Below are 25,906 nucleotides of genomic sequence, written 5' to 3' on the forward strand. Positions count from 1 at the left end.
GAGACGTTGATCGGAGGGGCAAATGTACGTTTCCCAAGTTGGAAAACCTTGATCGGAGGGTCGGATGTACTCTTCCCAAAGCTGGGAAACAGGCATCGGAGGGTCGAACGTGCCCTTCCCAAAGCTGGGAAACGGTCATTGGGAGGGCGAACGCGCTATTCCCAAATTGGAAAACGACGATCGAAGGGCCCATTGTTGCACTCCTCGCTTTGGGGACGAGTCGCTCCAAAAGCAAAGGAGACGAGCGGTTGGGCTCGTCTCCTTCGGTATGGGTTACTTTTCCTTAATGCAGTACTTCTTTAGGGTGGCGTAGGCATCCCGGATGCCCAGCTCGCCGGCTTTGCTGATATCGAGGCAGCCCTTGTTGGTATCCTTCAGGTAGATCTGGATGAGCCCTCGGTTGTAGTAGGCATCGGCGAGGTTGGGGTACTCCTCTATGGCCTTGGAGTAGCTCTGTATCGCCTCGGGCATACGGTTCGAGAGCGTGTAGATGTTGCCCAGGTTGTAGTCGATGTAGGCGTAGCTGGGGAGCAGCTTTGCCGCCTTATTAAGGTCGTCTATCGCCTGATCGTAGCTGTAAACGGCCACCTCCGTTTTTTGCTTAGACATGGTTGGGGTAAGCCCCTTCTCGTCGAGCAGCGTAGGCTGCATGCTGTTCTCAATAGATTTGGTGAAGTCGATCATTTCGGCCTGTACGGTAGAGCGGTTGATGTAGGTGAATCCGTTCTTTGGGTCGGCCTCAATGGCTTTGCCGTAGGCGCTAACCGATTTCGAGAACTGGTTCTGGCTGCTTTCTACGATGGCTTCCACCATATTGGCCACTGCCGGCGATTTTCCCGCGAGCGTTCCTGCCAGCGATTTTAGGCTGTCCAGAACGGCCGGCGTAGGCTTTTGTGGCTGATTGGTGAGCGTAAGCTGCAAGCTGTTGCGAAGGCTGTTCCTGAACCTGTCGTAGGCCGGGTAGAAGTAGGCGTTCTGCAGCTGTGGCAGCGTATCGGCTTTGGTAACCTCAATGCGGTAAAGCGGGCGAAGCTTGATGTCAACCTGGTTGTTGGTGAGCATGTCGTTATCGTCGAAGTTGGCATCGAACGACATCATGGCGGTAAACTTCTTGCTGGTATCGGCATACACCGAGAAGGTGCTGTCGTTAAGCCTCGACCGGTACTCCCTGATTTTCCTATTGGCGATATCGAAGTCGGCCTTGGCGCTCTTCATGTCGTTCAGCCTACGCTTGATGTACGATCGATTCATGTAGGCGTTGGCAAAGTCGGGGTAGAGCGCAATTGCCCGCGTATAGTCCTTCAGCGCTTCCCTGAGCATCCCCAGCTCAACAAGCACGGCCGCGCGGTTGTAGTAAACCAGCACATTCTTGGGGGTGATTTTGGCAACCCTGTCGTAGTCCTTAACCGCGTTGTTCAGGTCTCCAACCTGAGCCCTCAGGATGGCGCGGTTGTATAGGGTAACCGGATTGTTCGGCTCCAAACGAATAGAGCTGCTGAAGTCGGCCATGGTGTTGTTGTACTTCTTCATGTCGTAGTACACCAAACCGCGGTTGAAGAAGGCCATCGAGTTGGTGGAATCGAGTTCAATCGCCTTGTTGAAATCAGCAAGGGCATCCTTCATCTTCTTTTGCAGCGAGAAAACATGGCCTCGCTTCAGGTAGGCGTCCGAATTCGCAAAGTTAAGCCCAATGGCCTTGTTGTAGTCGACCAAAGCAGCAGTGGTATCCTTCATGAAAAGGTAGGTTGTTCCCCTGTTTACGTAGGCATCGCTAACCTTGGGTTCCTTCTGGATAAACCTGTTGTAGTCATCTATTGCCTTTTCGAACTGCTTCGACATAAAGTGGGTAATACCCCTACTAAAGTAGATGCCGGGGTACTCCGGCCGCAGGAGCGAGGCTGCGTTCAGGTCAGCAATGGCCGATTCGGTGTTCCCCATTCGGGCGAGCGTAATTGCCCTATAGTGGTAGGCTTGAGTGTATACCGGATTCAGCTTGATCGCCTCCGAAAAGTCCTGGTTAGCCCCAATCAGATCATCGAGGTTGTACTTTGCAATCCCCCTTAGGAAAAACGCCTCGTGTAGCGTCCTGTCGGTTTTTATCAGTACGTTGAAGTAGTCCAGCGATTCCGCATACTTTTGGTCGATCAGGCATTGCCTCCCGTTGTTAAAGAAGTAGTCTTTATCGATTTGGGCGAAGAGCGAGCCTGGTCTAACGAGTAGCACCAGAATTACTATGGCAATTTTACGAAATGTACTCACTGTAGGCTAATGTTAAGGGTTTGGGGTGTTTTCTTTGGCAGAGCTAAAGGTCAACATCATGAATTTTTCGCATAATCCGAAGTATCATCTCCTGCTTATGCGTCATTGCTGCATTGGGATTACCCGGATTACGTTTCAACGGACTCGGTAGCGTAGCGGCGAGCAGGGCCGATTGGCGCTTGGTCAGCTTCTTGGCATCCTTTTCGAAGTAGTACTCCGATGCTGCCTGTACCCCGTAAATGCCGTTCCCGAGCTCTACAATATTTAGGTAAGCTTCCATTATCCTCTTCTTCGACCACGTTGCCTCTATTAGTACGGTAAAGTATGTTTCGAATCCCTTCCGAATCCAGTTGCGAGCCGGTACAAGGAACACATTTTTGCCGGTTTGCTGCGATATGGTGCTTCCTCCACGAATCTTTTTCTTCTTAGAGTTGTGCTTTAGCGCTCGTTCTATGGCTACAAAATCGAATCCGTAGTGCTCCGGGAACTTGTTATCCTCCGATGAAACTACCGCCAACACCATGTTTTTGCTGATATTCTTGTAGGAAGCCCAGTCTCTTTTTGCTTTTGGGAAATCTCCATCAAAAGCTTGTTCCACACTTCTAATCAGCATAAGCGGAGTAAAGGTGATCGGCACAAACCTCATGACGAGAACCGAGAAAATCGATGACGTAAAAAAGAGCAGGGTAAAAAATTTCACACCACGCTTCATCTTAATCATCGGTCTTATTTTCTGGCTCATTGGTTACTCTAGTTTTATTCGCTCACAAAAATATAAAATCGATATTTTAGTGAAAGCTTTTGGGCGCTTATCCTACAAAATAAGTGACCTTTTTGTTCCTGATGCCTCTTTGCCCTTAATGTGTACTAGAATAATCCCTTCTGTCAGGACTCTTGCCGATATCAAGTTCCTCCCCAATTTAACGTCTTGCGAATAACGTTTATTGTCTATAGGAGTGCTTAATTCGGTAGTTGCTTCTTCGTAAACGAAATGACTATTCGTCAGTTCCCATAAGGGAGGTGGCGCGATAACTCAAGAAAATGCTGTAGTGCTTTCTCAGGTGTTATAGTTGTGCAAGGATCTTTAGTGCTAACAAAAAGGGATAGGGGGAATAATGGAAAGGTAGCCTAACCTTAAGCTACCTTCAATACCTTATTCTATGTTGTTGCGGTTCTCTTATTTGCTGTTTTGTAGTATTGCTCTTCGTAAACAGGTTCCGGCTTATACATGTGCCTTGCTGTGAAAACAGCAATGTCTTCCACCGTTATGCTATCACTTCGTTTAAAAGCCTTACTACAGGCTGGGCAACTAGTAATGAGCGAGCTTGCTTTCGATGGAATGCCGCAGAGCGTAATGTTAGCAATGGCATCTTTTTGTGCATAATTTAGTGAATTATGAGCCATCGTATTTCCACAGCATTGCCCCTTGATTTCTTTAGGAAGTTCTGTAAAGTGAGAGGCTTTCTTTAGAATGTACCGAGGCTCCTTGGTGATGCCACAACCACGAGCGAGTTCACAAGGATCATGGTAAACCGTTATTTCACTTGATTTATTTACGCCAATCTTTTCATTTTCTATTAGGCGTTTAATGTATTCTGTATGATGAATTACAGGTATGCTCAGCTGGTAATTCTCTTTAAATGTTTTGAGGCATATCGGGCACGATGTAACTATCATTTCAACTCCGCTTTCTTTGAAAAGGGCGGTGTTTTTCTTTGCAAGTTCTTCTGCCGCTTCTAGCTGCCCTGATAGCTTTTGAGGACGTCCGCAGCAAATACCACCATCTTTATCGAGGTGAACAAGTTTGTCTCCTGCAGTCTCTGCTATTTTTCCTAGGCTGCTCGTCGTGGCTGGTGTTAGCTTGCCCATACATCCCGAGAAGTATCCAATTTTTGCCTTAGGATATTCTGCCAATGAGGTGTAGCTAAAATCGGCATTGTGCTCGACTTGTTTCTTCAGCGATATTCTTAATGGCTCTATGGTAATGCCTACAGGGCAATTCTCTTCGCAGCGTCGGCAGTTTAGGCAGTTCTCAACCATTTCGGGAGAGAGTGTCCCTTGGTTCAGAGCATTGAGCAGGTATATAGGTTGCGGGTTGCCGCTGATATTTGTAGTTGTTAATGGGCAAGCATTTAAGCACACTCCGCATTTTGAGCAACTTTTTGCCTGTACTTGGTTGAATGTTTGTTGAAATTTACTGGAATCCACTTCTGCATTTCGCAAAAAGATGAAAAATGGTTCTGTAAGAATATGCATGTAGCGGGTAAAGGGTACTGCAATAAAGAATACGCCTAAAGAGATGGAGTATGCCCACCATGCAGCATAGGAACTGTTCTTTCCAAACCCCGCATTGTAAAGTAATTCTCCCATTGGTTGGGTGATGAAGCCTCCAGTTTCGTGAATTCCGGAGTTGATGCTCTCTGCTAAGAATCGTAGGGGGAATATCAACCAAAGCGAGTAAAGACCAATTTTATCAATAACCGTTAGCTTTGGCTTTTTGGCAATACTAAATTTCTTTGAAACGAAGCGCTTCGAAAAGGCTAAAACGACGCCTGTTAGTACCAATAACAGAAAAAAATCCATTATAAAAGAGAATTCCTGATGGTATTTGAATTTACTCATGCCAGGAATAAAGAACTCTAGGAAGATTGGAAAGTAGGGCGGATTTAAGTGACTTGCCGTGAAAACTTTCGATTCAAGATTGCCAATGACGATTAGCATAAACCATCCAAAGGCAAGGCTCATGTGCATAAAGCCGAGCAATAGGTTGGTTTTAAATAGGTTTATGTGAAGAAGACTTTCTTTGGCTATTTCGGTGCAGCATTTGACAAATCTAACAGGAGAGGCCAGAAGAACTTTAAGTTTTCTCCTTTCGTCTTTTGGTATTAATCGAATCCAGTGAATAAGCTGGGCAATGTAAGCACCAACAACAAATACTAATCCAATAGTAAATGGGAGTACAAATATGTTGAATTTATCCATGCTGCTCCTGAAGGTATTTGTTGATTAAAAGAACGATTCTTCGATTGCTCACATTTTTAGGACAAGCCATTTCGCACTTTCCGCATACCATACATTTGGCAAGATCATTCTCAAGAGTAACTGTTTGTCCTCTATCAATGTTCAACTTCACTTCTCTAATGTTGAATGATGTTAGCTGTGCTGCCGTGCATACTGCAGAACAAACACCACAGTTGATGCAGAGTTGGTATTCGGGATATTCCGATATTAGGTAGCGACGAAGGGTTAAATCTACCTTGTCGAGCATAATTATGCTATCCTTTCGTGTCGTAAATCCAAAATTTGCCATATTATTGGTACATCTGTTTAAGATAGAAGTGGACGTTTACGGCTACCGATTTAGCATCGGCAAGCGTTTCCTTTACCGTTAAAGGGCTTTTGGCTGTTCCTGCTACGAATAATCCTTTTTTTATACTTGAGTTTTGAGCAGTTAGTACCTGACTATTATCTACAATAAAGCGGTCAACTTCCGATTTTATGTTGAGTTGGTCTCCAAACTGTTGGGTGTTTTCTGAAGAAACCATTCCAACCATGAGTACGAGCATGTCAAGCGACAGCTTCATTGGACGACGCGATAGGGTATCCTCGATGCGAGCAATAAGCTTGCCATCAATATCTTCGTTTACTTCGGACATTCTTCCCCTAATAAACTGAATTCCCCATGTTTCTTGTGCTTCACGGTAAATACTTTCGAAATGGCGATCGAACAGGCGTAAATCCATGTAAAAGCAGTAAACATCAAGATTTGGATTTGTTTTCTTTACTTCGATCGCTTGCTTTACTGCAGTAATACAGCAAACCTTAGAGCAGTAACCGTTGCAGACTTTTTCATCTCTCGAACCTACGCAGTGAACAAAGCCAACCTTACCCGATTGATTCTGGATGTACTTACCTAGTTGATCCTGTTTTTCGGCTTTCTCGAAATCTACAGATGTAATCACCCTATTGTAAATGCCATAGCCGTATTCTTCCTTTTTAGTAGCGTCGAAAGGTTCGAATCCTGAGGCAATGATGGCTGCGTCAAAGGTGTATTCTTTGGCTTGGGTCGTTATAAGTATGTTGTCTGATTTGTGGTCAATTGTTAATACCGTAGTGCCTGCTGTAATATTTACGTTTGATAGGGATTTAAGCGTAGAGTCTAGCAAATTTACCATATCTGCGGCATTCTCGTTGTGGGGGAATAGGTGATTCCAATTAGCTACATTCCCTCCGAGTCTCTCTGATTTCTCGAAAATAGTTACTTGATAGCCTAAGCGACCAAGAACGCTAGCGGACTGCATCCCTGCGATGCCGCCTCCAATAACTGCTATTTTTTTGTTTCCTTCGTTAATCATAAGTAAGTGCACACGCTAATTAGTAAACTCTAGTACTTAAGAATTTCAGGTTTCTCAGGTTGCCCTAAGTCTTGCCCGTCTTTTGTTCTAAACTTCGCATCGGGGTTGTATTCTATCCCAATTTTCTTCAAAAGAGGTTCTACATTTACCTGGTGGAGCTGAAGTCCCAAATCCCAAGGATCGTAGCCCAAAACTAACCCTGCAAGTTCTTCGTAGGTTAGCGATGGAATTCCGTATCCCTTATCGTCGTAGGTTGTTCCTTCCATGTCGGCGATAACGTATTGCCATCTGTCTAAGAAGTAGGCGCATCCTGGGCAGTTGCTTAGTATAAAGTCGGGCTTGTATGGAGCCATCGATTCAAATTTCTTTTTTGATGCTGACACCGAGTAGCCTCTGTTGGCTTTTACCAGATACTGGCGAAAGCCAAATCCGCAGCAGTGCCTACGTTCGGGGTAGTCTACAACATCCCCACCCCACGATTCAATCATTCCAACAAGTACGTGAGGGTATTCCGCTCCGCCAACACCTTTGTGTGGAAACATCTTGGCATAGTGACACCCAATATGCTCTACAACCTTTAGAGGTTCTCCTGTTTCTTTATTTACCAGCCGATACTTCGACTTTTGAGCAATTTCGTTTCTAAACTTATATATGACATCGCTGGTATGAACTAAGTTTTTGGGCTTTACAAACTCTCTTTTAGTTGCCTTGTAGAGAAGTTTATGTGCTTTTTCTTCCAGTTCTGGATTATGATGCCAGAGGTCGAGTATCTCCGTATAGATGCCAAATGAGGTAACGCAGCTGGCAACGTAGTTTTCTAGTCCCGCTTCGTGCATTAGAGAAAACTGGCGAGCCACCACAGTCATGGTTGTTTCTAACGGAACCAAGTCTGTATGGTAGGCTATCCCTGTACAGGTTGTATGGCGGGGATCATCGAGTATCGATTTTCCCAAATCGCCTTTCAAAATGCGAAGAAATGTAGATTCTGAGCCGGGGAAGAAGTTTTGGCGAATGCAGCTTCGCGCGTAGTAGTAGTTGTCCTCCGCAATTTCTTTCTGATATTTAGCCCAAAGCTTTTTCTTTCCTTCTGGTATCATTGTGTTGCTGCTTTTATATCGAGTGGTCGTCTTCGTTGCTAAAGTTGTATATATGTTGAACGTATTCCGATTCAAGACCTGATTCGTCTAACTTAAGATCCATCTCCTTGGCTTTGATTGCGGATACATCCTCAATATGTTGAAACTGTTGGTGTGCTCCTGTAACCTCAAAGATGCTGCTAATTTCATCGAGTGCTTCCTTTGGAATGTTGCGTAGTGCTCCAGGCTTATCCTGATGGTAACTTGCGCCAACACGGTCCATTAGTGCAACCATGTGTTGCTTTTCAAAATCGAAAATAGGACCAAGTTCTGGGAACATTTCGGTATTAAGATGGTCCACGTGAATGCAATAACCGTATTTGTACGACCATTCACCAATTGTTCGCTTGAGTACCAGTTGTTGCCTTCCTTTTTCCGATTCGGCAAAGTATCCCTTTTTAATAGATAAAGCACGTAAAGCCATAATGAGCAATCCAGGAGCGTTACCTCGAGGGCAGCGGGTTTTGCACGACATGCACTCGCCACAATACCAAATTGTTTCGCTTTTGAGGAGTTCTTCTATGAGTTTGTCATCTTTGGTCGAAATAGTTTCTGCAATTGCGCGTGGTTGGTAAGGATAAACCTGAGCAGCAGGGCATATTGCGGTGCAGGTGCCGCAGCTTATGCATGAATTTATGCCTTCTTGAAACCTGATGTCCTTATTTAACTCTTCGTACAACATTTTCATACAATTGATCTGAAGCAATTTTCCGAGACGATGTTATTTAACACATGTTACGGTAAAGGTAGGATATTAATTGTAAAAATCGAAAAAAATAAGCGAGTGATGAAGAGTTTTTGCGGCTTTTAAGTCAAGGTGCCAAAAGAAATCCAGAACTATTTAAAAGAATCAAGGCGCTTGTTAACTTAACGAGCGCCTTAATTCTTTTATTGTTAATGTGTTAAAGCCACTTTCGTTTTCTGAAGATGAAGAGTGTGATTCCCGAGGAGAATAGCATAACGCAGATTGCAAATAGGTAGCCATATTTCCAGGTGAGCTCTGGCATAAAGTTAAAGTTCATACCGTACATGCTTGCAATAAGAGTAGGGGGCATGAAGATAACCGAAACCACCGTAAATATTTTGATGATTTTATTTTGTTCGATGTTGATAAGACCTAAGAAGGTGTTCTGTAGGTATTCTAAACGTTCGAAGCTAAAGTCGGTGTGGTTGATAAGTGAGCCAACGTCTTTAAGCATGATGGTTACCTTTGGGTAAAGGTCGTTGGGGAATCGCTCGCTTTTAAGGATTCCCGAGAGAACGCGCTGCTTATCGATGATGTTCTCGCGGAGCAGCATCGAGTTTTCTTGCAGTTGGTTGATGTCCAGCAGTACCTCTTCATCAACGCTACCGGAGAGGCTTAGTTCCTTACTAACTTTGGCGATATCTCTTGCAATTTGCTCTACCATATCAGCGTCAAGGTCAATTCGCGTTTCTAAAATTGCCACCATTAGGTGAAATGATGTTGGGAAGGCGCGATTGTTGAGCAAAAAGCGTCGAATCGTATCGGAGAATACTTTTAAATCTATATTGCGAACGGTTACAAGTATTCCTTCTTTAAGGATGAAGGATACCGCCTCGTAGGTGAATTCATCATCTTCCTGAATAAGGAAGTTCGAGTTCGCCATTATGGTAGACTCCGACTCTGAGTAGCGCGATGAACTTTCAATTTCCTCTGCCTGCTGTCGGGTAGTCAGGTTTACGTGGAGGAAGTTTTCGATAGCCTTTTTCTCCTTAAGGCTTGGATTGTTCATGTCAATCCAAATGATATCGTCAAAACTGAGCTCTTCGAGTTGCTCTATCTCTGTTTCTTGAATGATTTTATTGTCGCCACGAACGAATAAGGTTACCATCGACCCTTGGTTTTTACCGGTTATACAATGGGGTGTTTAGCTCTGGAGGAGTGAGTTGGCTAGCGTTAGCCCTCTTCAGCGCAAAGGGATGTCGGTAAGTCGCACAATCGAAAGCCCGATTGCGTTGACCATCGTCGTCGTTTGTGGTTGAAAATTTGTTGGAGAAACTTGGAGTAATTCGGGAAGGATTGTTGTGCTGATGATAATCGGTGTAGACTTGTATGGTCAGCAGTATTGGAGGTTGCCGACAATTTCGTGCGTTTAAACCCTTTTACGATTGGGGTAGTGCTTTTTTGAAGCACCGCCGAAACTTTTCTACAAATCATTCAACTATCGAATTTATCCCGAGGGCATTGTTTAAATTACTTTGATTACCGGCGCAAAGGTATTATTTTATTTGCAAACCAAAACAAAATTGTCTTTAAATGGCGCTTGAGAGGCTGGGCTGGCTGTCGAAGCCATCATTTTTTTGGTAAATTTGTCCGTCAAAATAAACCCCTTAAAGATGGAATTACAGAAGCTAACAGCCATTTCTCCTATCGATGGAAGGTACAGAGGACAAGTTGATGAACTTGGAGATTACTTCTCCGAATTTGCACTAATCCGTTATCGCTTAAAAGTTGAAGTTGAGTATTTTATTGCACTATGCGAGATTCCTCTCCCTCAACTTGCGGATGTTGACAAAGCCGTTTACTCGAAGCTTCGCGATATCTACACAAACTTTACCATAGAGGAAGCTCAAAAGATAAAGGATATAGAGAAGGTTACCAACCACGATGTGAAAGCTGTAGAGTACTTCCTTAAGGAAAAGATGGAGGCGCTTAAACTTACCAAATATCTTGAGTTTATCCATTTTGGCTTAACCTCGCAGGATGTAAACAATACTGCAACTCCGCTTTTACTTCGCGATGCAATAGGCGAAATCTACTACCCCCTTTTGGATGAAGTAGTGGAGCAGCTCGAACTGCTTACCCGCGAGTGGGCAGAGGTTCCTCTTTTGGCTCGTACTCACGGTCAACCAGCATCGCCAACCAAGTTGGGGAAGGAGATTATGGTGTTTGTGGAACGTATTCAAAAGCAGGTTGATTTGCTTCAGGAAATTCCAGTAAGTGCTAAGTTTGGCGGTGCTACTGGAAACTTCAACGCGCATCATGTTGCCTATCCTGAAATCAATTGGGTTGATTTTGGTAACGACTTTGTAAATAATGTACTTGGGCTTACCCGTTCGCAGTACACCACCCAAATTGAGCACTACGACAACCTTGCCGCTATTTTCGATACGCTTAAGCGCATAAACAACATCCTTATTGACCTGTCGCGCGACTTCTGGATGTACATCTCGATGGACTACTTCAAGCAAAAGGTGAAAGAGGGCGAGGTTGGCTCGTCGGCTATGCCACATAAGGTAAATCCTATTGACTACGAGAATGCCGAAGGTAACTTGGGTATTGCCAACGCGCTATACGAGCATCTTGCGGCTAAACTTCCTATTTCACGCCTGCAACGCGATCTAACAGATTCTACCGTACTTCGTAACATAGGTGTTCCGATGGGGCATACCGTTATTGCATTTAAGTCGATTCTTAAGGGATTGGGCAAGGTTTACCTTAACCACGAGGCAATAAACAATGATCTTGAGGAGAATTGGGCAGTAGTTGCAGAGGCTATTCAAACCATTCTTCGCCGTGAGGGATATCCTAAGCCCTACGAGGCGTTAAAGGAGCTAACTCGTGGTAAGTCGGGCATAACAAAGGCTGCGATTCGCGAGTTTGTGGGTACGCTTAAGGTTAGCGATGCGGTTAAGGAGGAGATTCTTAAGATTACCCCCCAAAACTACACGGGATTATTCTAGAAGTTACACATTAAATGCAAAAGAGCAGGGGAGTACCCTGCTTTTTGCTATTTTTGACCGATTTTTCCATTGGGTTAGCGTCCTTTACGGTTGTATGGGGCTGTTGAAATAAAAATAACCGTCTTTTTAATGAAGAATATTTTTAAGATTTTCCGATTCATGATTCCCTATAGGGGGCGAATCGTTGCTTTCGTTATTTTATCCATTCTGCTTGCAATATTTTCGGTTGCCTCGATTACAGCAGTGCTTCCTTTCCTTCAGATTTTGTTTAAGCAGTCGCCGGTAGTTGCCAACGCTGTGCCTTGGGCGCTGAATTCGGAGGCTATTCTTCATAACGTAAAATATTTTATCAGCCAGTATATTGTTACGCATGGTGAGATTGCGACACTAAGCGTGCTTAGCGTTTGTGTTGCGCTCTTATTCCTGTTTAAGAATTTGTTCGAATACCTTACCAGTTTTGTGATGATTCCACTTCGCAACGGCGTGGTAATGGACATTCGTATGACGCTATACCGTAAGGTTCTCGAGCTGCCTTTGGGGTACTACAGCAACGAGCGCAAGGGGGATATTCTCTCGAAGATGACCAACGATGTCAACGAAATTGAGGTTTCGGTGGTTCGCTCGCTGGAACTGCTCTTTAAAGATCCGTTACTGCTGATTGCGTATCTGACAACGCTTATCATAATCAGCCCGCAGCTTTCGCTGTTCGTGCTGGGGATGATCTTCGTCACCGTATTCATACTGGGGCGTATTGGTCGTTCGCTTCGTAAAACGTCGTACAAGGCGCAAAACAGTTTGGGTGATATTCTTTCGGCCATAGAGGAGACCCTTAGCGGGCTGCGAGTGGTAAAGGGCTTTACCGCAGAGAAGCATATGACCAAAAAGTTTAAGGAGCTAAACGATAGGTACCGTAAGTTATGCAACCATGCTTCGTGGCGCCGCGATTTGGCTTCGCCGCTAAGCGAGTTTCTTGGCGTGAGCGTTGTGGTTGCCGTGCTGATGTACGGTGGACGCTTGGTTTTGCAGCCTCACCCAACCCTTACCGCTGCTGCGCTGATCACCTACTTGGCTGCCTTCTCGCAGCTGCTCAATCCGGCAAAGCGCTTTTCGCAATCGTACTACAACATCATAAAAGGTATGGCTTCTGCCGACCGCATTGATGCCATTCTTTCGGCTGAGAATCCGATTAAGGATACGCCGACCTCTCAGCCAATATCCGAATTTAAGAGCAAGATTGAGTTCCGCAACGTTAGCTTTAAGTACATCGACGATTGGGTGCTCCGCAACGTTAGCTTTACCGTAGAGAAGGGGAAAACTGTTGCGCTGGTAGGCCAATCGGGCTCGGGAAAATCGACCATTGTAGACCTTTTGCCCCGCTTCTGGGACATTCAGGAGGGCGAAATTCTGGTGGATGGCGTCAACGTGAAGAACTATAAGCTTCGCGAGCTGCGCTCGCTGATGGGCATTGTTAACCAGGAGCCAATTTTGTTTAACGATACCTACTACAACAATATCGCGTTTAGCGTAGAGGGTGCAACCGCCGATGACGTGGAAGCTGCTGCGAAGGTGGCCAATGCGCACGAGTTTGTTTCGACATCGCCCGATGGCTACCAAACGGTGGTAGGCGATAGGGGTAGCAAGATGTCGGGGGGGCAGCGTCAGCGCGTATCCATTGCGCGTGCAGTGCTGGCCAATCCGCCCATCCTCATCCTCGACGAGGCTACATCGGCTTTGGATACCGAGAGCGAGAAGATCGTTCAATCGGCTTTGGACAACCTGATGCAGAATAGAACTTCCATCGTTATTGCCCACCGCCTGTCGACAATCAAGAATGCCGACGAGATCCTTGTGATAAACGAGGGCGAGATTGCCGAAAGGGGAACGCACGACGAGCTGCTGGCCAATAAAGGAATTTACCATAAACTGCATACCATGCAGCAGTAACATTTAAACGCATCTACAGAACCCCGCTTGCTTAGTCTGCGGGGTTTTTTGTTGGGCAGTTTTAGCCTTAAAACTGCCAAGGAGTATTTCACAGATCGCTTACAATTGCTTTCTTTGGTTCTACAATAGTTGATTAAAAATTTGTAACGATGAAACGATTTTTTCTGGTATCCCTATTCCTAATTGGGGTGTTTGTGGCTCAGGCCGGCAAGGTAGAACTCGCCGATGTGGCAAAGAATCCGGGCAAGCATGTGGGTAAGAGCATAGAGTTTAAGGGAACGGTGCTCTCGGTTTGCCCTAAAAGCGACAAGCGGCTCTTTGTGTCGCCCGCTAGCGATAGGAGCGTGCGCATGGCCGTTGTCCTGAAAAGCGGTTCGGCAGCCAGCTTTAAGGGGAAAGAGGTTACGGTAAAAGGCGTGCTCAAGAAGGTGACCTACGTTGCCGCTAAGCCCTGTGGCAGATGCGATGGCAAAGATTGCGCCAAGAGCGTATCGGAGGGGAGTGCCGCATCGTATTACGTGGAGGCCGTATCTGTAAAGTAGGCGTACTGCTGATGGCGGTGGGCGAAGTGTAGGTATTCCTAGTAGAGGCTTATTCTCACAAATCTTGCCTCCTGCTAGCCGTAAATTATACTATGGTTGAATGCCAAACCAGCAAAAAAGTAAAGCGTAGCCACCTCAACGGCTGCGCTTTACTTTTTGTTACTTTGATTGCGGTCTGTAAACCGCTACTTAGCAAAGTCGAAGTTGCAAACTTCGCCTAGCCTTGAGCGCTGATGTAGACTACGGCTAGTGGGGCTATTGTTATTATCAGCGAGGTATGGTATGTTGTCAGCGGAGGTTGGGAGATTGTCAACGAGGCTGGCAAATTGTTAGCAAAGCAGGTAGATTGTTAGCGGAGCATGGTATGTTGTCAGCGAGATACGGTAGATTGTTAACGAAGCGGCTAAATTGTCAGCGAGGCATGGTAGATTGCTAACAAGGCGGGTAAATTGTCAGCGAGACATGGTAGATTGCTAACAAGACGGGTAAATTGTCAGCGGAGTATGGTAGATTGTTAGCGAGGTATGGTGCGTTTTCAGCGAACCTGGGTATTATACCGACGTTTTCTATCTGGTTGTAATTTCTTGTTCCCTGCTCGCCGTAGAATAAGCTCACGAGGCTGGCGCATCTTGTAAATGCGTCGAACATAGGCGGAGGTCTTATACTGCCAGCACGCACAGGGCACAAAAAGAAGAAGCGGCTGCCATTGGGTTGGTAGCCGCTTCTTTTTGGCGGAGAGAAAGGGATTCGAACCCCCGGTACTGCAAGCAGTACACCTGATTTCGAGTCGGCTTCGGGTGCATTTCATCACTTTTCATCTGTTATCATTTTGTCGCTAAAACTGCTGATTTACAAGCCTGAATATAACTATTCCTTATCATCCGTTATCATCCAGTTTCATCTTTTACCCCTTAGGTGTGTGCAAAACGTGTGCAACTGTTTTTTGGTGCACACACGAAGAAGAACAGATAAAAGACTTGTTGATTTACTACAATTGATCTGTAATCTATCTTTTTGCACCTTAAAATTGGAAGAACAAATGTATTCATACAAATTAGCGGCTTATATTAAAATAATATCCAATGAAAAAATGGCGTCAATATGAAAGATTAATTGCTCTTCTTACATCTGAAGATTATGACAGCAATTTTACAGTTATTCCAAACGCGAGAATTACTGGATTTATAAGTCAAAGGAAAAGGCAAATTGATGTGTAACTTCTAAAACAACCAATCATTCTAAAAGATCAACATTCATATTTTATAAATAATAATATTCACTATATAGTATTTTATATGTAAATTAGGTAGAAACAAAACTTAGATTTAAAGTTGACTCCATAATAATAAAGTTCTTCTTATCTCTTTTGCAATAAGTTCTGCTTTTTTAGTAGGTACACCATTACTTATTAGTTTAAACTTAGAAGTTAAAGTCATGTCTTTGGGCAAAATATAATTATCTGGAACTGTCTGTAAACGAAGGGCTTCTCTAACACTTAAACGCCTTGCCTCAGTTGGATGCAAATGCACTTCATTATTTCCATATGCTACTGTTGGACTATACCTATACCGATGCAATCGTTTAAATGACTTCCTATTAGTATCACCTTCTTCAATCGTATCAAATTTATTAGATTTAGGTTTAAAAAACTCATTCTGGTTTGGAGTTTGCTCTGATAGGCCACAAAATGCACTGGTAACCGTCATTGAATCATAAATTTCTAAATCTAAACATAGGTTACCTTTAGATAATTCATTCCGAAAAGTATTTCTAGTGGGCCATTTGAGTTTCTTGGGGTGTTGATATAATACAGTTGGCCATCTAAATACAACATTATCTAAGCATTCAGTTTTTAATTTAAGATTATCCTTTTCGAGAATATAACCAGCATTTGTTAAATCTGTTACTATTTCACGCCTAAAACCAACAAGAACAACACGAGGTCTATCTTGTGGTAATCCATATTCAAGTGAATTAAGTACATCATACCAAATCTCATAGCCTAGATCCTTAAGTTTATTTACTAATATATCAAATCCCTCTTCTTTGTGAACCTTTGTACTTACAAGACCTGTAACATTTTCAAATACTATAAAATCAGGTTTAACACTATCAACAATTCTACAATAACTAAAAATAAGTTTACCTCTGTTACCTGTTACTCCGGCATTTTTCCCTCCCGTTGAATAATCTTGACATGGTGGGCCTCCAATAATACCGCAAATATTATGATGTTTTTTACCTAATTTATTAATCTCTAGGTCATCAGATGCATCTATAGGCCGATTTATCAAAGTATTAGATATTAGATTATTCTTGATGTAATAGTTATTTGAAGTCGCAAAATAACTTTCAAAACCCTTATTATGTCCATAGATAAAAGATTGATCTATTTCAACAGCCTCTTCAATTTGGAAACCATTGTTTATAAATCCAATATCTAAGAATCCTCCACCTGTAAATATAGATAATATTTTAAAAATTTTATTTTTCATTATTCGATAGATTTATCTCATTTAAGTCTATGCGACTACGATAGTGCCAGTAATTATGATGTATAAGTTTGTTGAAATTTCCTTTTATTCGACAAACACGTTTGTAAGGGAATATAATTAAATTACCTTCTTGTTTATATTCTAAGATCCCATTTGTCTCGTTTTTTAATAACGAGATCACCTTTTCATCTGTAATATTAACAAGTGAATTTAATTTAGATTGAATATTCTTATAATTCGCACAATTTGAGTCTGTCAAATAATTTTGCAACTTCGTATCTAACTCAACTACGGTGTCAATACTACAATCTCCATTCTCGTTATACATACAAAGATCTAACACTTCAAACCCAACTAATTTCAAATTATTGGTCTTATATTGTATTTTTAAATATCCCAATTCTCCATTATGTTTAAATCCATTATATAAAAGATAATTTTCACATCTGCCTATTTTCCGTTTCACATTATCACTTATCCATTCTTTGTGTTTGTCCGCTTTTATGTCTTGGCTATTTACTTTAAGTTCGTAATATTTATTTACACTTTCTATAGTTCTAAAATTTGCTTGAAGTAGTTCTGCAACTAAAGCATTTCGCTTAAAAGTATTTGATCGTATTGCTAAATCGCAAGTTTGTCCTACTAAAACTAGATATGATTTTTTCCCTATTTGAAATACATCACCAGGAGCAATGGGCAGATGTTTTGCGTTAATAGAAAAGTCAAATAATTCATTAGAACCTATTTCTTGCAAACTTTGACTAATATCATCATGTAGTATCAATGATGAATCTACCATTTTTGCCAATCCTATTGAGGAAAGGAGATATGCATTTTCTTCAGTTTTAATAGATTGATTGATACTATAATTTATAGCATTCTCATACCAAAGACTAATCGCTTCGTATGATAACATTCCTTCTTTGTTCGCCTTATCAATAATATATGCTATATTATGTTTATGTTCTCTCATAATTGAAGGAACATTATCTACAGCTTCGCGCATCTTATCATGAATATAAGAAAATGTTCTTGAAAAGGCAATTAAAGAAAGAGCATGGGATATATCACGGTTTGCACATTCACTTTTTGTCACTACTTGAAAATAACCATTGTCAATATTAACATTATCAGCAGGTGGTGTTTGTGATGTAAATACAATTGAGTAACCAGAAATATTAGTATTTTGATCTAAAATACCTTTAATATATTCATTGGCTATTTTTACACCCTCATCATCTCCGCTGCCTAATTTATTATCAATAATTGAAATAAATGTTTTATTAGTCTTTTTGTTAAGGAATAATAAAACATCTTCTTCAAATATTTTTATTTCACTTGGTGTAATGTTAGAATAAAGCAATACTCCAACTGTAGAATCGATTTTTAAAAATTCTTTTAACAAGTTGTCATATTGAGAGGGATAACTTCCCAATACACCATATTGAAAAAATATGTCTATAATATCAGGGTGGGGGTGTATAAACTGGCATACTTCACTTAACAGAGCTTCAATCCCTTGATTATCGTCTAGTATTCCAATGTAAGATTCTATATCTCCAGTCTCTAGGTAAGTAGATTTTGTTTCCACATGATTAAGACTGGCAAATGTCTTCTCAAACAAAGATAATTTTTCTGCCAATTCATTATAACTACATCGAATTAATTTATTTATAATATTTTGTTTATTTACAAGAGGTAACAGTAAATACTTTGAGATTAATTCGTTTGCTTTGTCACATTTAACAAAACCATTTTCGATAAATACAACACAAGACACGTCTAAATGATTAATTATTTTTCTTAAATGTTCCATTTTATTCAACATTAGAATTAAAAGTTACTTCAAAAATATAGCGATTACCATATTTATTTCTATCATTAAGTAATTCAATTTTAGCATCAAATGATTCCAAAAATTTGCGTACAATATACATTCCCATACCTCTTCCATTCTCTTTTCCTGACACTAGAGGCTGAAATAATGTATATTGATATTTATCTAATACACCGATACCAGAGTCAAAATACTGTAATGAATTACCATCCTTTACTCGTATAGTGATTTTGTCTTTATCAGGATGTTGAAATGATTTGTCATATATTGCTTTGCTTTGCCTTTCTCCGATCCAATAAATAGAATTATCAAAAAGATTATAAAACATATGCATGAATGCACCACGTGGAATAGAAAAAATCTGATCCGCTTCAGTAATATCAATATCAATTTTATATTTATCCAATCTAATTTTATTACGTTCTTCAAATAGCACTAAGAACGATTTCAAATTTTGTTGTTCGAAATCATCTGTCTTACCACTATAAACAAAAGTTTTTTCTAAAAAATTATAGAATTGTTGTAATTCAGACATTTTGTGCGATACCTGCTCTAAATGTTGCTTAACAGGGAATAAATTATCTTTGTAAAGAGTTGGATTGTTTTGTTCAAATAGATATTTCTTAACGAGGTTTATCTTCTCTTCGTAATCAACCGAATGGTCATTTTGAATAAGCGAATGAAGTTCATGCGTAATAACTTCAGTAACCAATCCATTAGCCATCAATTTATAATTGTTATAAGTCTCAACTTCTATACGCTTCTTTTCTTGATGAGCAATAGTTAATATTGTGTCTGCTGATCTTAAAGCCTTGAAACTATTTTGCAGGCTACCTCCCAGTGTTTGAGCTAAACCATCTACCGAGTCCAATAGATTTTTTACTGTATTAATCTTAATCTCAGAATCTAAATCTTTATTTTCTCGAATTATTTTGAATGCTTCAGAAAACGCACTTAGATTTTTTTCCGCAGCAACTAGTAATTCTTTCGCAGAATTTGATTCTCTCTCAATATCTTGACTTTGATTTCTAGGAATAAGCCCTTCTTCATCCAAAATATCTTTAGTTATTCCTACAGCATTTCTAGTCAGATAATAAAAGCATTCATTAAAAATATAATCTAACAAATCAGATAAGGTCTTTTTATTTGGTCTATCTGTAATATCTTCTCGTGAACTTGTTTCGGAAATATACTCCTGCTTGGGGTCATTGATTTTAACATACCCCAAAGCATTTCCTAATTCAAATCTATAGAATTGCTGACCTGTTGTTCTTTTTTGCTGTAACTTTAACCAATCACTGCTTTTATCTCCAAGATTTGCTATTCTAAATCCATTTCTGTATAGTTTAACACCATTATAAGCTTCTAAAAAAGCCTTAATATCATGAAGTTGACTTTCATTACTAATATATCCATTGTCTTTGGCTGAATTATATGCCAACTCTAGCATTCTTCTATCTCTTTTAAAAGAATATATTTCTCCTTCAATTGGCGATACTTGTTCTATGCTAGAAATATTAGTAGCCACTTGTTTTTCTAAATCATCACTTGATATCTTACTTGATTCTCTTTTTATTCTCTTTTCTAAATATGAACTTATCAGTATTATATCCTTTAAACTCGTATTGTACCGTTCTCTATACTTATGCTGTAACTGGCGATAGAATGAAGGATCTTTTTTGTAGTCTTGAAAAAGACCATCACCAACTTGGCTATGATGTATTCTTTGAATAAACCAAGGTCTTATGTCTAATTCTACTGATAAAATAAGTTCTCCTGTTTTACTTTTCTGTATTTTGAATTTATGAAGAGATTCCGCAATTGTTAAATTATCCTTGTTGAAGTCCGTTTTTATGCGAGTGGAATTATATTTAATTTTTAAAGAGATAGGGTTATTCTCTACTTCAAACGGAGAGTACAAGAAATTTAACTTCGACAAAACATCCTCGTTTGTCTTGTAATAATGTAATTTAGGGCCATATGGCGTTCCAAATAAATCTTTGGACTGTTCTTCTACTTTATGAAAAAACTTAGAAAAATTCAATGGTTGATCGGGTAATCCCAATAGCCATAGTCTCGTATACGTTTTTTTAGAACTTTTTTCTATATCCCAATTCTGAGCTTCAGCGTTCGCATCTTTTTCTAATTCTACCCAATTGACTTTTACCAATTTGATTAAATCGCATTGTTCAGCAGTTGTTTCTACAAACAAGATCGGACTAAGTCTTTGAGCAGATAAACGACCTATTCCTTTGTTTCCTAAAATTACGGTTAAATCTGCCCCATTTGCTTGCCTCTGTTCTGTTTCTTTTATATCTGATCCTATTTCAAAAAAGCCTTTTTGAAGACGATACTCATCCATTCCGATGCCATTATCCTCAATTAAAATAAGATTTCCTCCTATTTTAGAGATTTCAGCAATAATCCTTTCGTGAATAGGAACAACAAGATCTTTTTCACAAATATTTTTAATATCATCAAGGAAAAATATGTTGACTTGAGATGCTTTTGCGTCATAAGAATTTTTGATCAATTCAGTTAGAGCGACACTATCTGACGTAATTAGTTCAGTGCCTAATTGTTTAATAACTCTAGGGTTATATGTAAATCTCATATTTTAATTTTAAGATTGTTGTCACACAAAAAGTTAACATGGCTAATTTATAGTATTAAACTTACTGCACCAAATTTGTCTGCATTTTATATTCTTTTGTTTATTACTTTGAATACGATGCAGGACTTTTCGTCTTAGGCCATTTTACACATAGCAGATTATCCACAACTTACATTAAATCTTCAACAACTGATTTAAACGTCCCTGATACGACTGCCAATAGTTCCTTTTTGTAGTTTCATTCAGGAAAGAAGCGCTCACCATTTTTTCAACCAAATCAGATTTTGAAACCATTAACGTCATCAAATCATTAAATATCTTTTCGTTGACACCTGCCTTCTCTGCAAGTATGGCGAACTGCTTGCTAACTTTCCCTTGAGCCAAGTTCCTTGGCAGCAGGCCATCTTCAAGAGCAAAATCTCGATCATCTATATGAATCCGGCTATTTAGCAGGTCGTAAGCAGGGCTAAGGCGATAATCTCCCATTGGAGTCTCCAACAGTGAGAAGTTCTTAAAGTGAGCATCGCCATTTGAAAACAGGTAGTTAAAAATCAACACTTTTAGCAGCTTTAGTGCTTCCAACTTGTAAGCAGGTAGATGTGCTTCCATCAGCTGGAATAGCTCCAAATAGTTCCCTAAATACTTGTAATGTTCCCCATGTGTTTGTGGTGTTCTTCCTGCCAATGATGCAAAATCGTCTTGCGCCAACTTAACTCCATCTTCTTTTACATCAAATCGCTTGGTAATGTACGCTGGAGTACCATCCTTAAAGAAAATCAAGGCATTTTCAGCTGTTTCTATGCCATATACCTGTCGGGCTATTTGCATGGTTAAATGCTCGTTAGCGGGCATTTGGTCAGGCTTTTTACCTACCCTTGGGATTGGCTTTAAAATATAGGTTCCGCGCTCACCTTCATTGATAAGCCGCAGCTTATTTTTCTCAAGCAATACGGAGAATTTCTCCTGTACTCCAGAAATGGACATTCGCTTTTGGTTCTCTTCAAAGAGTTCACCTGTTTCAGGATTAGATGTTGGTGAGTCGTATGGTAGCACATGATGCACCTTTTTACCCTGAAATACTCTGTTTAAGCAAGTCCTGCTATAGGTGTTGAAGCCTTCGGCTAATGTGCCTGGGCAATGGTTTATTTCAGGTAGGCTCATGCATTTTCAATTTTAATTACTCTCACGGCTCCAATACTATCGCTCTTTGCAGTGGTCATCAGCAGTCCGAAATAGTCATCCTGATCTATTCTGTTATGCTTGCATACCACCTGCTTGTTGGAACCTTCAGGAAGCATGTTGTAGAAAAACGGGAACAAAAATTTTGAATGGTATTCTTGCTCCGTTTTAGGTAAAGTCAAGCTAATAGCAGGCTTGCTGCTATCTGCTATCCAACGAGTATCATAACGAAATGTGAATGAGCCATCATCATGCTGTGTCAGGATGCCAGCTTCTTCATCTTTGTATAGAATTCTTGCTTGTCTCATTTATTACGAGTTACATCTTTAAGCTTTAGGTACAATTCCAAGCCTAGCACATCGGCTATTTTCTGTAGTGTTAGCAGCGTCGGGTTTCCTTTCCCGCTTTCAAGCTGCTTAAGCGTCCTTAACCCCACGCCAGATAGCTCTGCTAAGGTTTCCTGAGTCACCTGCAGCGCTTCTCTTCGCGCTTTTATCAACTCTTCAAAGTGCATTTTGCCGCTCTTTTTTATGTAAAAATACAATATTATTTATTTATTTCAACACATAGTGCATTTTAAAGCACTATGTGTCACACTTATTATTTCACGCATTGAAATATCACCATATAGTGCATTGTAATGCACTATATTTTTCAATCTTCTATTGAAATCCTCATTCAATCTTCGTCAAGCAGCTTATGCATCTCGAAAATATAGGATATATAGACTTCCAGCAGCAATTCCGCTGCTGGAGCTAATCATTTTTATATGTTTTCGTATTCGAAAGACGGCATTACCGTCTCCTCTATGCTTGATCCTCGAAAGTTAAATTCTAGAAATGAGTACCCTATCAAGATCAGAGTAAACTATAAGCGCCAGCGCGAGTACTACTCTACCGGAAGAAGCATCTCCAAAGATGAATGGGAGAAGCTACCGCAAAGCAAAACGACATCAGCTAAAAAATTGAAAGAAGAAATTGAGAGCAGCTTTTCTCTTGTACGTAAGAATGTAGAGTATATGGTGGAAAGAGGCGAGTTTTCCTTTGATCTCTTAAATCTTAGGCTTGGTCGTGGAACAGGCGATACGGTAAATACAGCCATTCGAGCTAAGATTGAGGAACTCAAATCAGATGGACGCATCAGCACGATGAAGCTGTTCGTTAATACGTTGCTGCTAATAGAACGATTTGGTGGTGCTAATATTCAGTTTAGTTCTATTACAGTGAATTGGTTAAAGCTATGCGAGCAGGAATGGCTTAAAACCAAGAAGTATAGCACGATTGGCATGCATTTTAGAAACCTTCGAATAGTAATGAACGATGCACGTAGGGCTGGAGTAGTAAAAGAGTCTCAGTACCCGTTTGGACGGGGCAAGTTTGAAATCAAGACAGGGGAAGCACACAAGAAGGCCCTTACCAAAAACCAGATAAAGGCGATTTTTGAGTATAACACTACAAATGAAGCCACCATGAAGTACAAAGACTTGTGGATTATGTGCTACCTCTGTAACGGTATCAATATTGCAGATCTAATCAAGCTTCGATTTTCGGACATCATTAATGGCGAGATATGCTTCGTGCGACAAAAGACAGCTCGAACCACCAAGAGTAGAAAAGAGATAAGAATTATAGTTACCGATGAAATTCAGAGGATTATTGATAGGTGGGGCAATGCTCCTAGTAAGGATAATTACCTTTTTTCTTTTCTTAAAGGGAAGGAATCACCTATTGAAAGAAAGTCAATTCTTGAGGATGTAATTGTTCGTATCAACAAGCGCATGAAGCTTATAGGTGAAGAGCTCGGCATTGGTAAGATTACCACCTACACAGCTCGCCACAGCTATGCTACCATTCTAAAGCGTTCAGGAGCCAATATCGCCTACATCAGCGAATCGTTGGGCCATACAGACCTTAAAACGACAGAATCTTATCTAGCCAGCTTTGAGCGGGAAGAGCGCATTAAAAACGCGGCACTTTTAACCCAATTCTCCTTGTAAAGTCTGCTTTTGTAGGATATATAGGTTGTCAATAGTGACATAACAACAAAGCAACCTACCATGAAAGGATTTTTAGAGTACATCATTGCCAATGTCGAGGATTTTGAGGAAGAGCTAGAGCTCGATATGCTTAAAAGGGAGCACGAAGAGAATAAGCGATTCGTAGAGGAAGTGCTTGACCTGCTATAGTTCAAACATCTCAATAAAGAGTCTAGATGAAGAATATGGACAAGCAGAAGGTTCAGCAAGCCATAGAGGCTTTAAATCAGGCTATAGCTACGCTTAATGAGCAATGCGCTGACGATTCCAACACCAAACGAACCATAGATAAAATAAGCCACCTAGTCAACGACCTAGGCTTCAAGCTTAAGAAAAGAGGATGCTAACAGGCATCCTTTTTTTTATCCCATACCTTATTGACTTATATAGGCATACGCGGCTCATAGTAAAATGGTATTATAGAAACGGGCTTCACTTACTTCACCTGCTTCATTAATGAGGCCTAATAAAGGAGAATCTCCTATATGCTAATTGCAGCAAGTGAACATAGTGAAGTAAGTGAAGCAACTATTGCATAATTAAAAATGCGCACCTAGTAGCCCTTTTCGCACCTGTATCTCTTTAGAGATAGGGGCTGCTTATGTAATCCGACCTCTACTATGTACCCTCGACGATCTAGCCACCTAAACTCTTCAGCAAACCCAAAAACTTCGGTCTGTGAGGCATCCGAAAAGGAGGCTATATCGCTCAATGAAATGCCCTCAGGCTTATCCTTGCCCAGCTCATGCACCACAAGCCAGATTATGGCTTGCTTGGGCTTCATTTTGAGACCTCTTGAAAGCATCCTAAATGATGGTATGACTTTAGCTATCCATTCAGCATTTAATCGGCTATCCTTTAGCAGCTCGTATACGGATACCCGCACAGCACATTCCAGTAACATAAGCAACGTAGATTTCCAGCGAACCTACGAGGTACTAGTGACTTATGCAGCAGGATTGGCCTTTTTTCGCTAAAGAGCATCTTCATCAAAAAAACTCTCAGGAAGGAATTCTCTAGGGGAACAGTTGAAGAATTTTGCCAGCTCGTTGATATGGTTGAGGTTGTACTTGGCGCGCATCTTAGGGCTCTCTACGTCTCCGATAAACCCTTTTGAAACGTTTAAGCAGAAAGCAAGCGTAGCCTGTGAGATATTCTGCTCCAAGCGCTTCTTTTTTACTGCATCAATAACGTGTTGCTCTATCTTAGTTTTCAATTGGATATAAATTTTTTTATCAATCCAATGATAAAAAATCAATATCCGTAGATACACATACCAGTGTGAGTGTTATATTTGCTTTCGAATTTCTCAAAAAATCATTTTGATATGAAAAAAATTACGTTCGTAGCATTGGTATTTTCTGCAGTGCTTTTGGCAACATCATGTGGAAGTAAGGAAACAAAAGGAAGTACCGATTCCACCACAACTACAGAATTGACAGGAAAAGAAACAACTACTGAAACAGCGAGCAGTGAAAATTGGGATGATGTCCTCAACAGCTATGAAGAGTATATCGACCAGTACATTAAGTTGATGAAAAAGGCAAATACGGGTGACATGTCCGCAGTTTCTGAATATCCAGCCATGATGGATAAGGCCAACGAGCTTGGCGAAAAGCTGCAGAATGCAAGCACAACGTTGACCTCAGAGCAGATGAGCAGGTTTGCTAAGCTTCAAACGAAGCTGACCAATGCAGCTACAGAAATGATGAAGTAGCATAATTACTGCCCCAATAATTGAGTCCTATACTCCAACAATTAATTTGGGGAGTATAGGACTTTTCTATTTCATTTATTCTTGAATA

The 25,906-nt window shown here is 40.9% G+C and carries 24 protein-coding genes; 7 read left to right on the top strand and 17 right to left on the bottom strand.

The window, feature by feature from the left end; translation table 11 throughout:
* Positions 1 to 273 precede the first annotated feature (273 nt).
* From ACHZA1_RS14690 to corA, 8 genes are all read right to left on the bottom strand, one after another.
* Positions 274 to 2,259, bottom strand: coding sequence for a tetratricopeptide repeat protein (locus tag ACHZA1_RS14690; protein WP_320052617.1), 1,986 nt, complete (start codon positions 2,257 to 2,259; stop codon positions 274 to 276).
* Between the two features lie 43 nt (positions 2,260 to 2,302).
* Positions 2,303 to 3,001: a monofunctional biosynthetic peptidoglycan transglycosylase gene (gene mtgA, locus ACHZA1_RS14695; protein WP_320052618.1), complete on the bottom strand. Its 699-nt coding sequence runs from the start codon at positions 2,999 to 3,001 to the stop codon at positions 2,303 to 2,305.
* 416 nt (positions 3,002 to 3,417) lie between these two features.
* Complete coding sequence (locus tag ACHZA1_RS14700) at positions 3,418 to 5,241, bottom strand: (Fe-S)-binding protein (protein ID WP_320052619.1); 1,824 nt, start codon at positions 5,239 to 5,241, stop codon at positions 3,418 to 3,420.
* Positions 5,234 to 5,569 (bottom strand): 4Fe-4S dicluster domain-containing protein, encoded by a 336-nt coding sequence (locus ACHZA1_RS14705; RefSeq protein WP_320052620.1) that lies wholly within the window; start codon positions 5,567 to 5,569, stop codon positions 5,234 to 5,236. Before ACHZA1_RS14705 ends, ACHZA1_RS14700 begins: the two co-directional genes overlap by 8 nt.
* A 1-nt stretch (position 5,570) precedes the next feature.
* Positions 5,571 to 6,614: an FAD-dependent oxidoreductase gene (locus ACHZA1_RS14710; protein ID WP_320052621.1), complete on the bottom strand. Its 1,044-nt coding sequence runs from the start codon at positions 6,612 to 6,614 to the stop codon at positions 5,571 to 5,573.
* A gap of 29 nt (positions 6,615 to 6,643) precedes the next feature.
* Positions 6,644 to 7,711 (bottom strand): heterodisulfide reductase-related iron-sulfur binding cluster, encoded by a 1,068-nt coding sequence (locus ACHZA1_RS14715; protein ID WP_320052622.1) that lies wholly within the window; start codon positions 7,709 to 7,711, stop codon positions 6,644 to 6,646.
* A 13-nt stretch (positions 7,712 to 7,724) separates the two neighbouring features.
* A complete protein-coding gene (locus ACHZA1_RS14720) occupies positions 7,725 to 8,438 on the bottom strand; it encodes a 4Fe-4S dicluster domain-containing protein (RefSeq protein ID WP_320052623.1) in 714 nt (237 codons plus the stop codon).
* A gap of 214 nt (positions 8,439 to 8,652) precedes the next feature.
* A complete protein-coding gene (gene corA, locus ACHZA1_RS14725) occupies positions 8,653 to 9,603 on the bottom strand; it encodes a magnesium/cobalt transporter CorA (RefSeq protein ID WP_320052624.1) in 951 nt (316 codons plus the stop codon).
* Between the two features lie 505 nt (positions 9,604 to 10,108).
* Here corA and purB point away from each other — a divergent pair.
* The 3 genes from purB (at position 10,109) to ACHZA1_RS14740 (ending at position 13,941) form a co-directional block, all read left to right on the top strand.
* Positions 10,109 to 11,455, top strand: coding sequence for an adenylosuccinate lyase (purB, locus tag ACHZA1_RS14730; RefSeq protein WP_320052625.1), 1,347 nt, complete (start codon positions 10,109 to 10,111; stop codon positions 11,453 to 11,455).
* A gap of 129 nt (positions 11,456 to 11,584) precedes the next feature.
* On the top strand, positions 11,585 to 13,399 hold the full coding sequence (locus tag ACHZA1_RS14735) for an ABC transporter ATP-binding protein (RefSeq protein ID WP_320052626.1): 1,815 nt from the start codon (positions 11,585 to 11,587) through the stop codon (positions 13,397 to 13,399).
* 149 nt (positions 13,400 to 13,548) lie between these two features.
* Positions 13,549 to 13,941, top strand: a complete 393-nt coding sequence (locus tag ACHZA1_RS14740; RefSeq protein ID WP_320052627.1) for a hypothetical protein — start codon at positions 13,549 to 13,551, stop codon at positions 13,939 to 13,941.
* Between the two features lie 659 nt (positions 13,942 to 14,600).
* On the opposite strand, the gene ACHZA1_RS14745 is transcribed toward ACHZA1_RS14740, so the two are convergent.
* From ACHZA1_RS14745 to ACHZA1_RS14775, 7 genes are all read right to left on the bottom strand, one after another.
* Positions 14,601 to 14,759, bottom strand: a complete 159-nt coding sequence (locus tag ACHZA1_RS14745) for a hypothetical protein (protein ID WP_320052628.1) — start codon at positions 14,757 to 14,759, stop codon at positions 14,601 to 14,603.
* A 507-nt stretch (positions 14,760 to 15,266) separates the two neighbouring features.
* Positions 15,267 to 16,436 carry a DNA cytosine methyltransferase gene (locus ACHZA1_RS14750; protein WP_320052629.1) on the bottom strand — a complete coding sequence of 390 codons (1,170 nt, stop codon included), beginning with the start codon at positions 16,434 to 16,436 and terminating at the stop codon, positions 15,267 to 15,269.
* A complete protein-coding gene (locus ACHZA1_RS14755) occupies positions 16,426 to 18,252 on the bottom strand; it encodes a hypothetical protein (RefSeq protein ID WP_320052630.1) in 1,827 nt (608 codons plus the stop codon). Before ACHZA1_RS14755 ends, ACHZA1_RS14750 begins: the two co-directional genes overlap by 11 nt.
* Position 18,253: 1 nt before the next feature.
* The gene (locus tag ACHZA1_RS14760; protein ID WP_320052631.1) at positions 18,254 to 20,887 is read right to left on the bottom strand and encodes an ATP-binding protein; all 2,634 of its coding nucleotides are present in this window, start codon (positions 20,885 to 20,887) and stop codon (positions 18,254 to 18,256) included.
* A 174-nt stretch (positions 20,888 to 21,061) separates the two neighbouring features.
* Positions 21,062 to 22,048: a HipA domain-containing protein gene (locus ACHZA1_RS14765; RefSeq protein ID WP_320052632.1), complete on the bottom strand. Its 987-nt coding sequence runs from the start codon at positions 22,046 to 22,048 to the stop codon at positions 21,062 to 21,064.
* Positions 22,045 to 22,374 carry a HipA N-terminal domain-containing protein gene (locus ACHZA1_RS14770; protein ID WP_320052633.1) on the bottom strand — a complete coding sequence of 110 codons (330 nt, stop codon included), beginning with the start codon at positions 22,372 to 22,374 and terminating at the stop codon, positions 22,045 to 22,047. Before ACHZA1_RS14770 ends, ACHZA1_RS14765 begins: the two co-directional genes overlap by 4 nt.
* A complete protein-coding gene (locus tag ACHZA1_RS14775) occupies positions 22,371 to 22,580 on the bottom strand; it encodes a helix-turn-helix domain-containing protein (protein ID WP_320052634.1) in 210 nt (69 codons plus the stop codon). The genes ACHZA1_RS14770 and ACHZA1_RS14775 overlap by 4 nt, the downstream gene beginning before the upstream one ends.
* Positions 22,581 to 22,835: 255 nt before the next feature.
* On the opposite strand from ACHZA1_RS14775, the gene ACHZA1_RS14780 reads away from it, so the two are divergent.
* The 3 genes from ACHZA1_RS14780 to ACHZA1_RS14790 are packed head-to-tail and all read left to right on the top strand — an operon-like array spanning position 22,836 to position 24,448.
* The gene (locus ACHZA1_RS14780; protein ID WP_320052635.1) at positions 22,836 to 24,062 is read left to right on the top strand and encodes a site-specific integrase; all 1,227 of its coding nucleotides are present in this window, start codon (positions 22,836 to 22,838) and stop codon (positions 24,060 to 24,062) included.
* A gap of 60 nt (positions 24,063 to 24,122) precedes the next feature.
* Positions 24,123 to 24,251, top strand: a complete 129-nt coding sequence (locus ACHZA1_RS14785) for a hypothetical protein (protein ID WP_320052636.1) — start codon at positions 24,123 to 24,125, stop codon at positions 24,249 to 24,251.
* A gap of 26 nt (positions 24,252 to 24,277) precedes the next feature.
* Positions 24,278 to 24,448: a hypothetical protein gene (locus ACHZA1_RS14790; protein ID WP_320052637.1), complete on the top strand. Its 171-nt coding sequence runs from the start codon at positions 24,278 to 24,280 to the stop codon at positions 24,446 to 24,448.
* Positions 24,449 to 24,654: 206 nt separating this feature from the next.
* Here ACHZA1_RS14790 and ACHZA1_RS14795 read toward each other — a convergent pair whose 3' ends face one another.
* Both ACHZA1_RS14795 and ACHZA1_RS14800 read right to left on the bottom strand, forming a co-directional pair.
* Positions 24,655 to 25,005, bottom strand: coding sequence for a hypothetical protein (locus ACHZA1_RS14795; protein WP_320052638.1), 351 nt, complete (start codon positions 25,003 to 25,005; stop codon positions 24,655 to 24,657).
* Between the two features lie 69 nt (positions 25,006 to 25,074).
* Positions 25,075 to 25,317 carry a helix-turn-helix transcriptional regulator gene (locus ACHZA1_RS14800; RefSeq protein WP_320052639.1) on the bottom strand — a complete coding sequence of 81 codons (243 nt, stop codon included), beginning with the start codon at positions 25,315 to 25,317 and terminating at the stop codon, positions 25,075 to 25,077.
* A 111-nt stretch (positions 25,318 to 25,428) separates the two neighbouring features.
* On the opposite strand from ACHZA1_RS14800, the gene ACHZA1_RS14805 reads away from it, so the two are divergent.
* A complete protein-coding gene (locus tag ACHZA1_RS14805; protein ID WP_320052640.1) occupies positions 25,429 to 25,818 on the top strand; it encodes a DUF6591 domain-containing protein in 390 nt (129 codons plus the stop codon).
* Positions 25,819 to 25,906 lie beyond the last annotated feature (88 nt).

The sequence above is a fragment of the uncultured Acetobacteroides sp. genome (genome assembly GCF_963667355.2).
GTDB lineage: Bacteria > Bacteroidota > Bacteroidia > Bacteroidales > ZOR0009 > Acetobacteroides.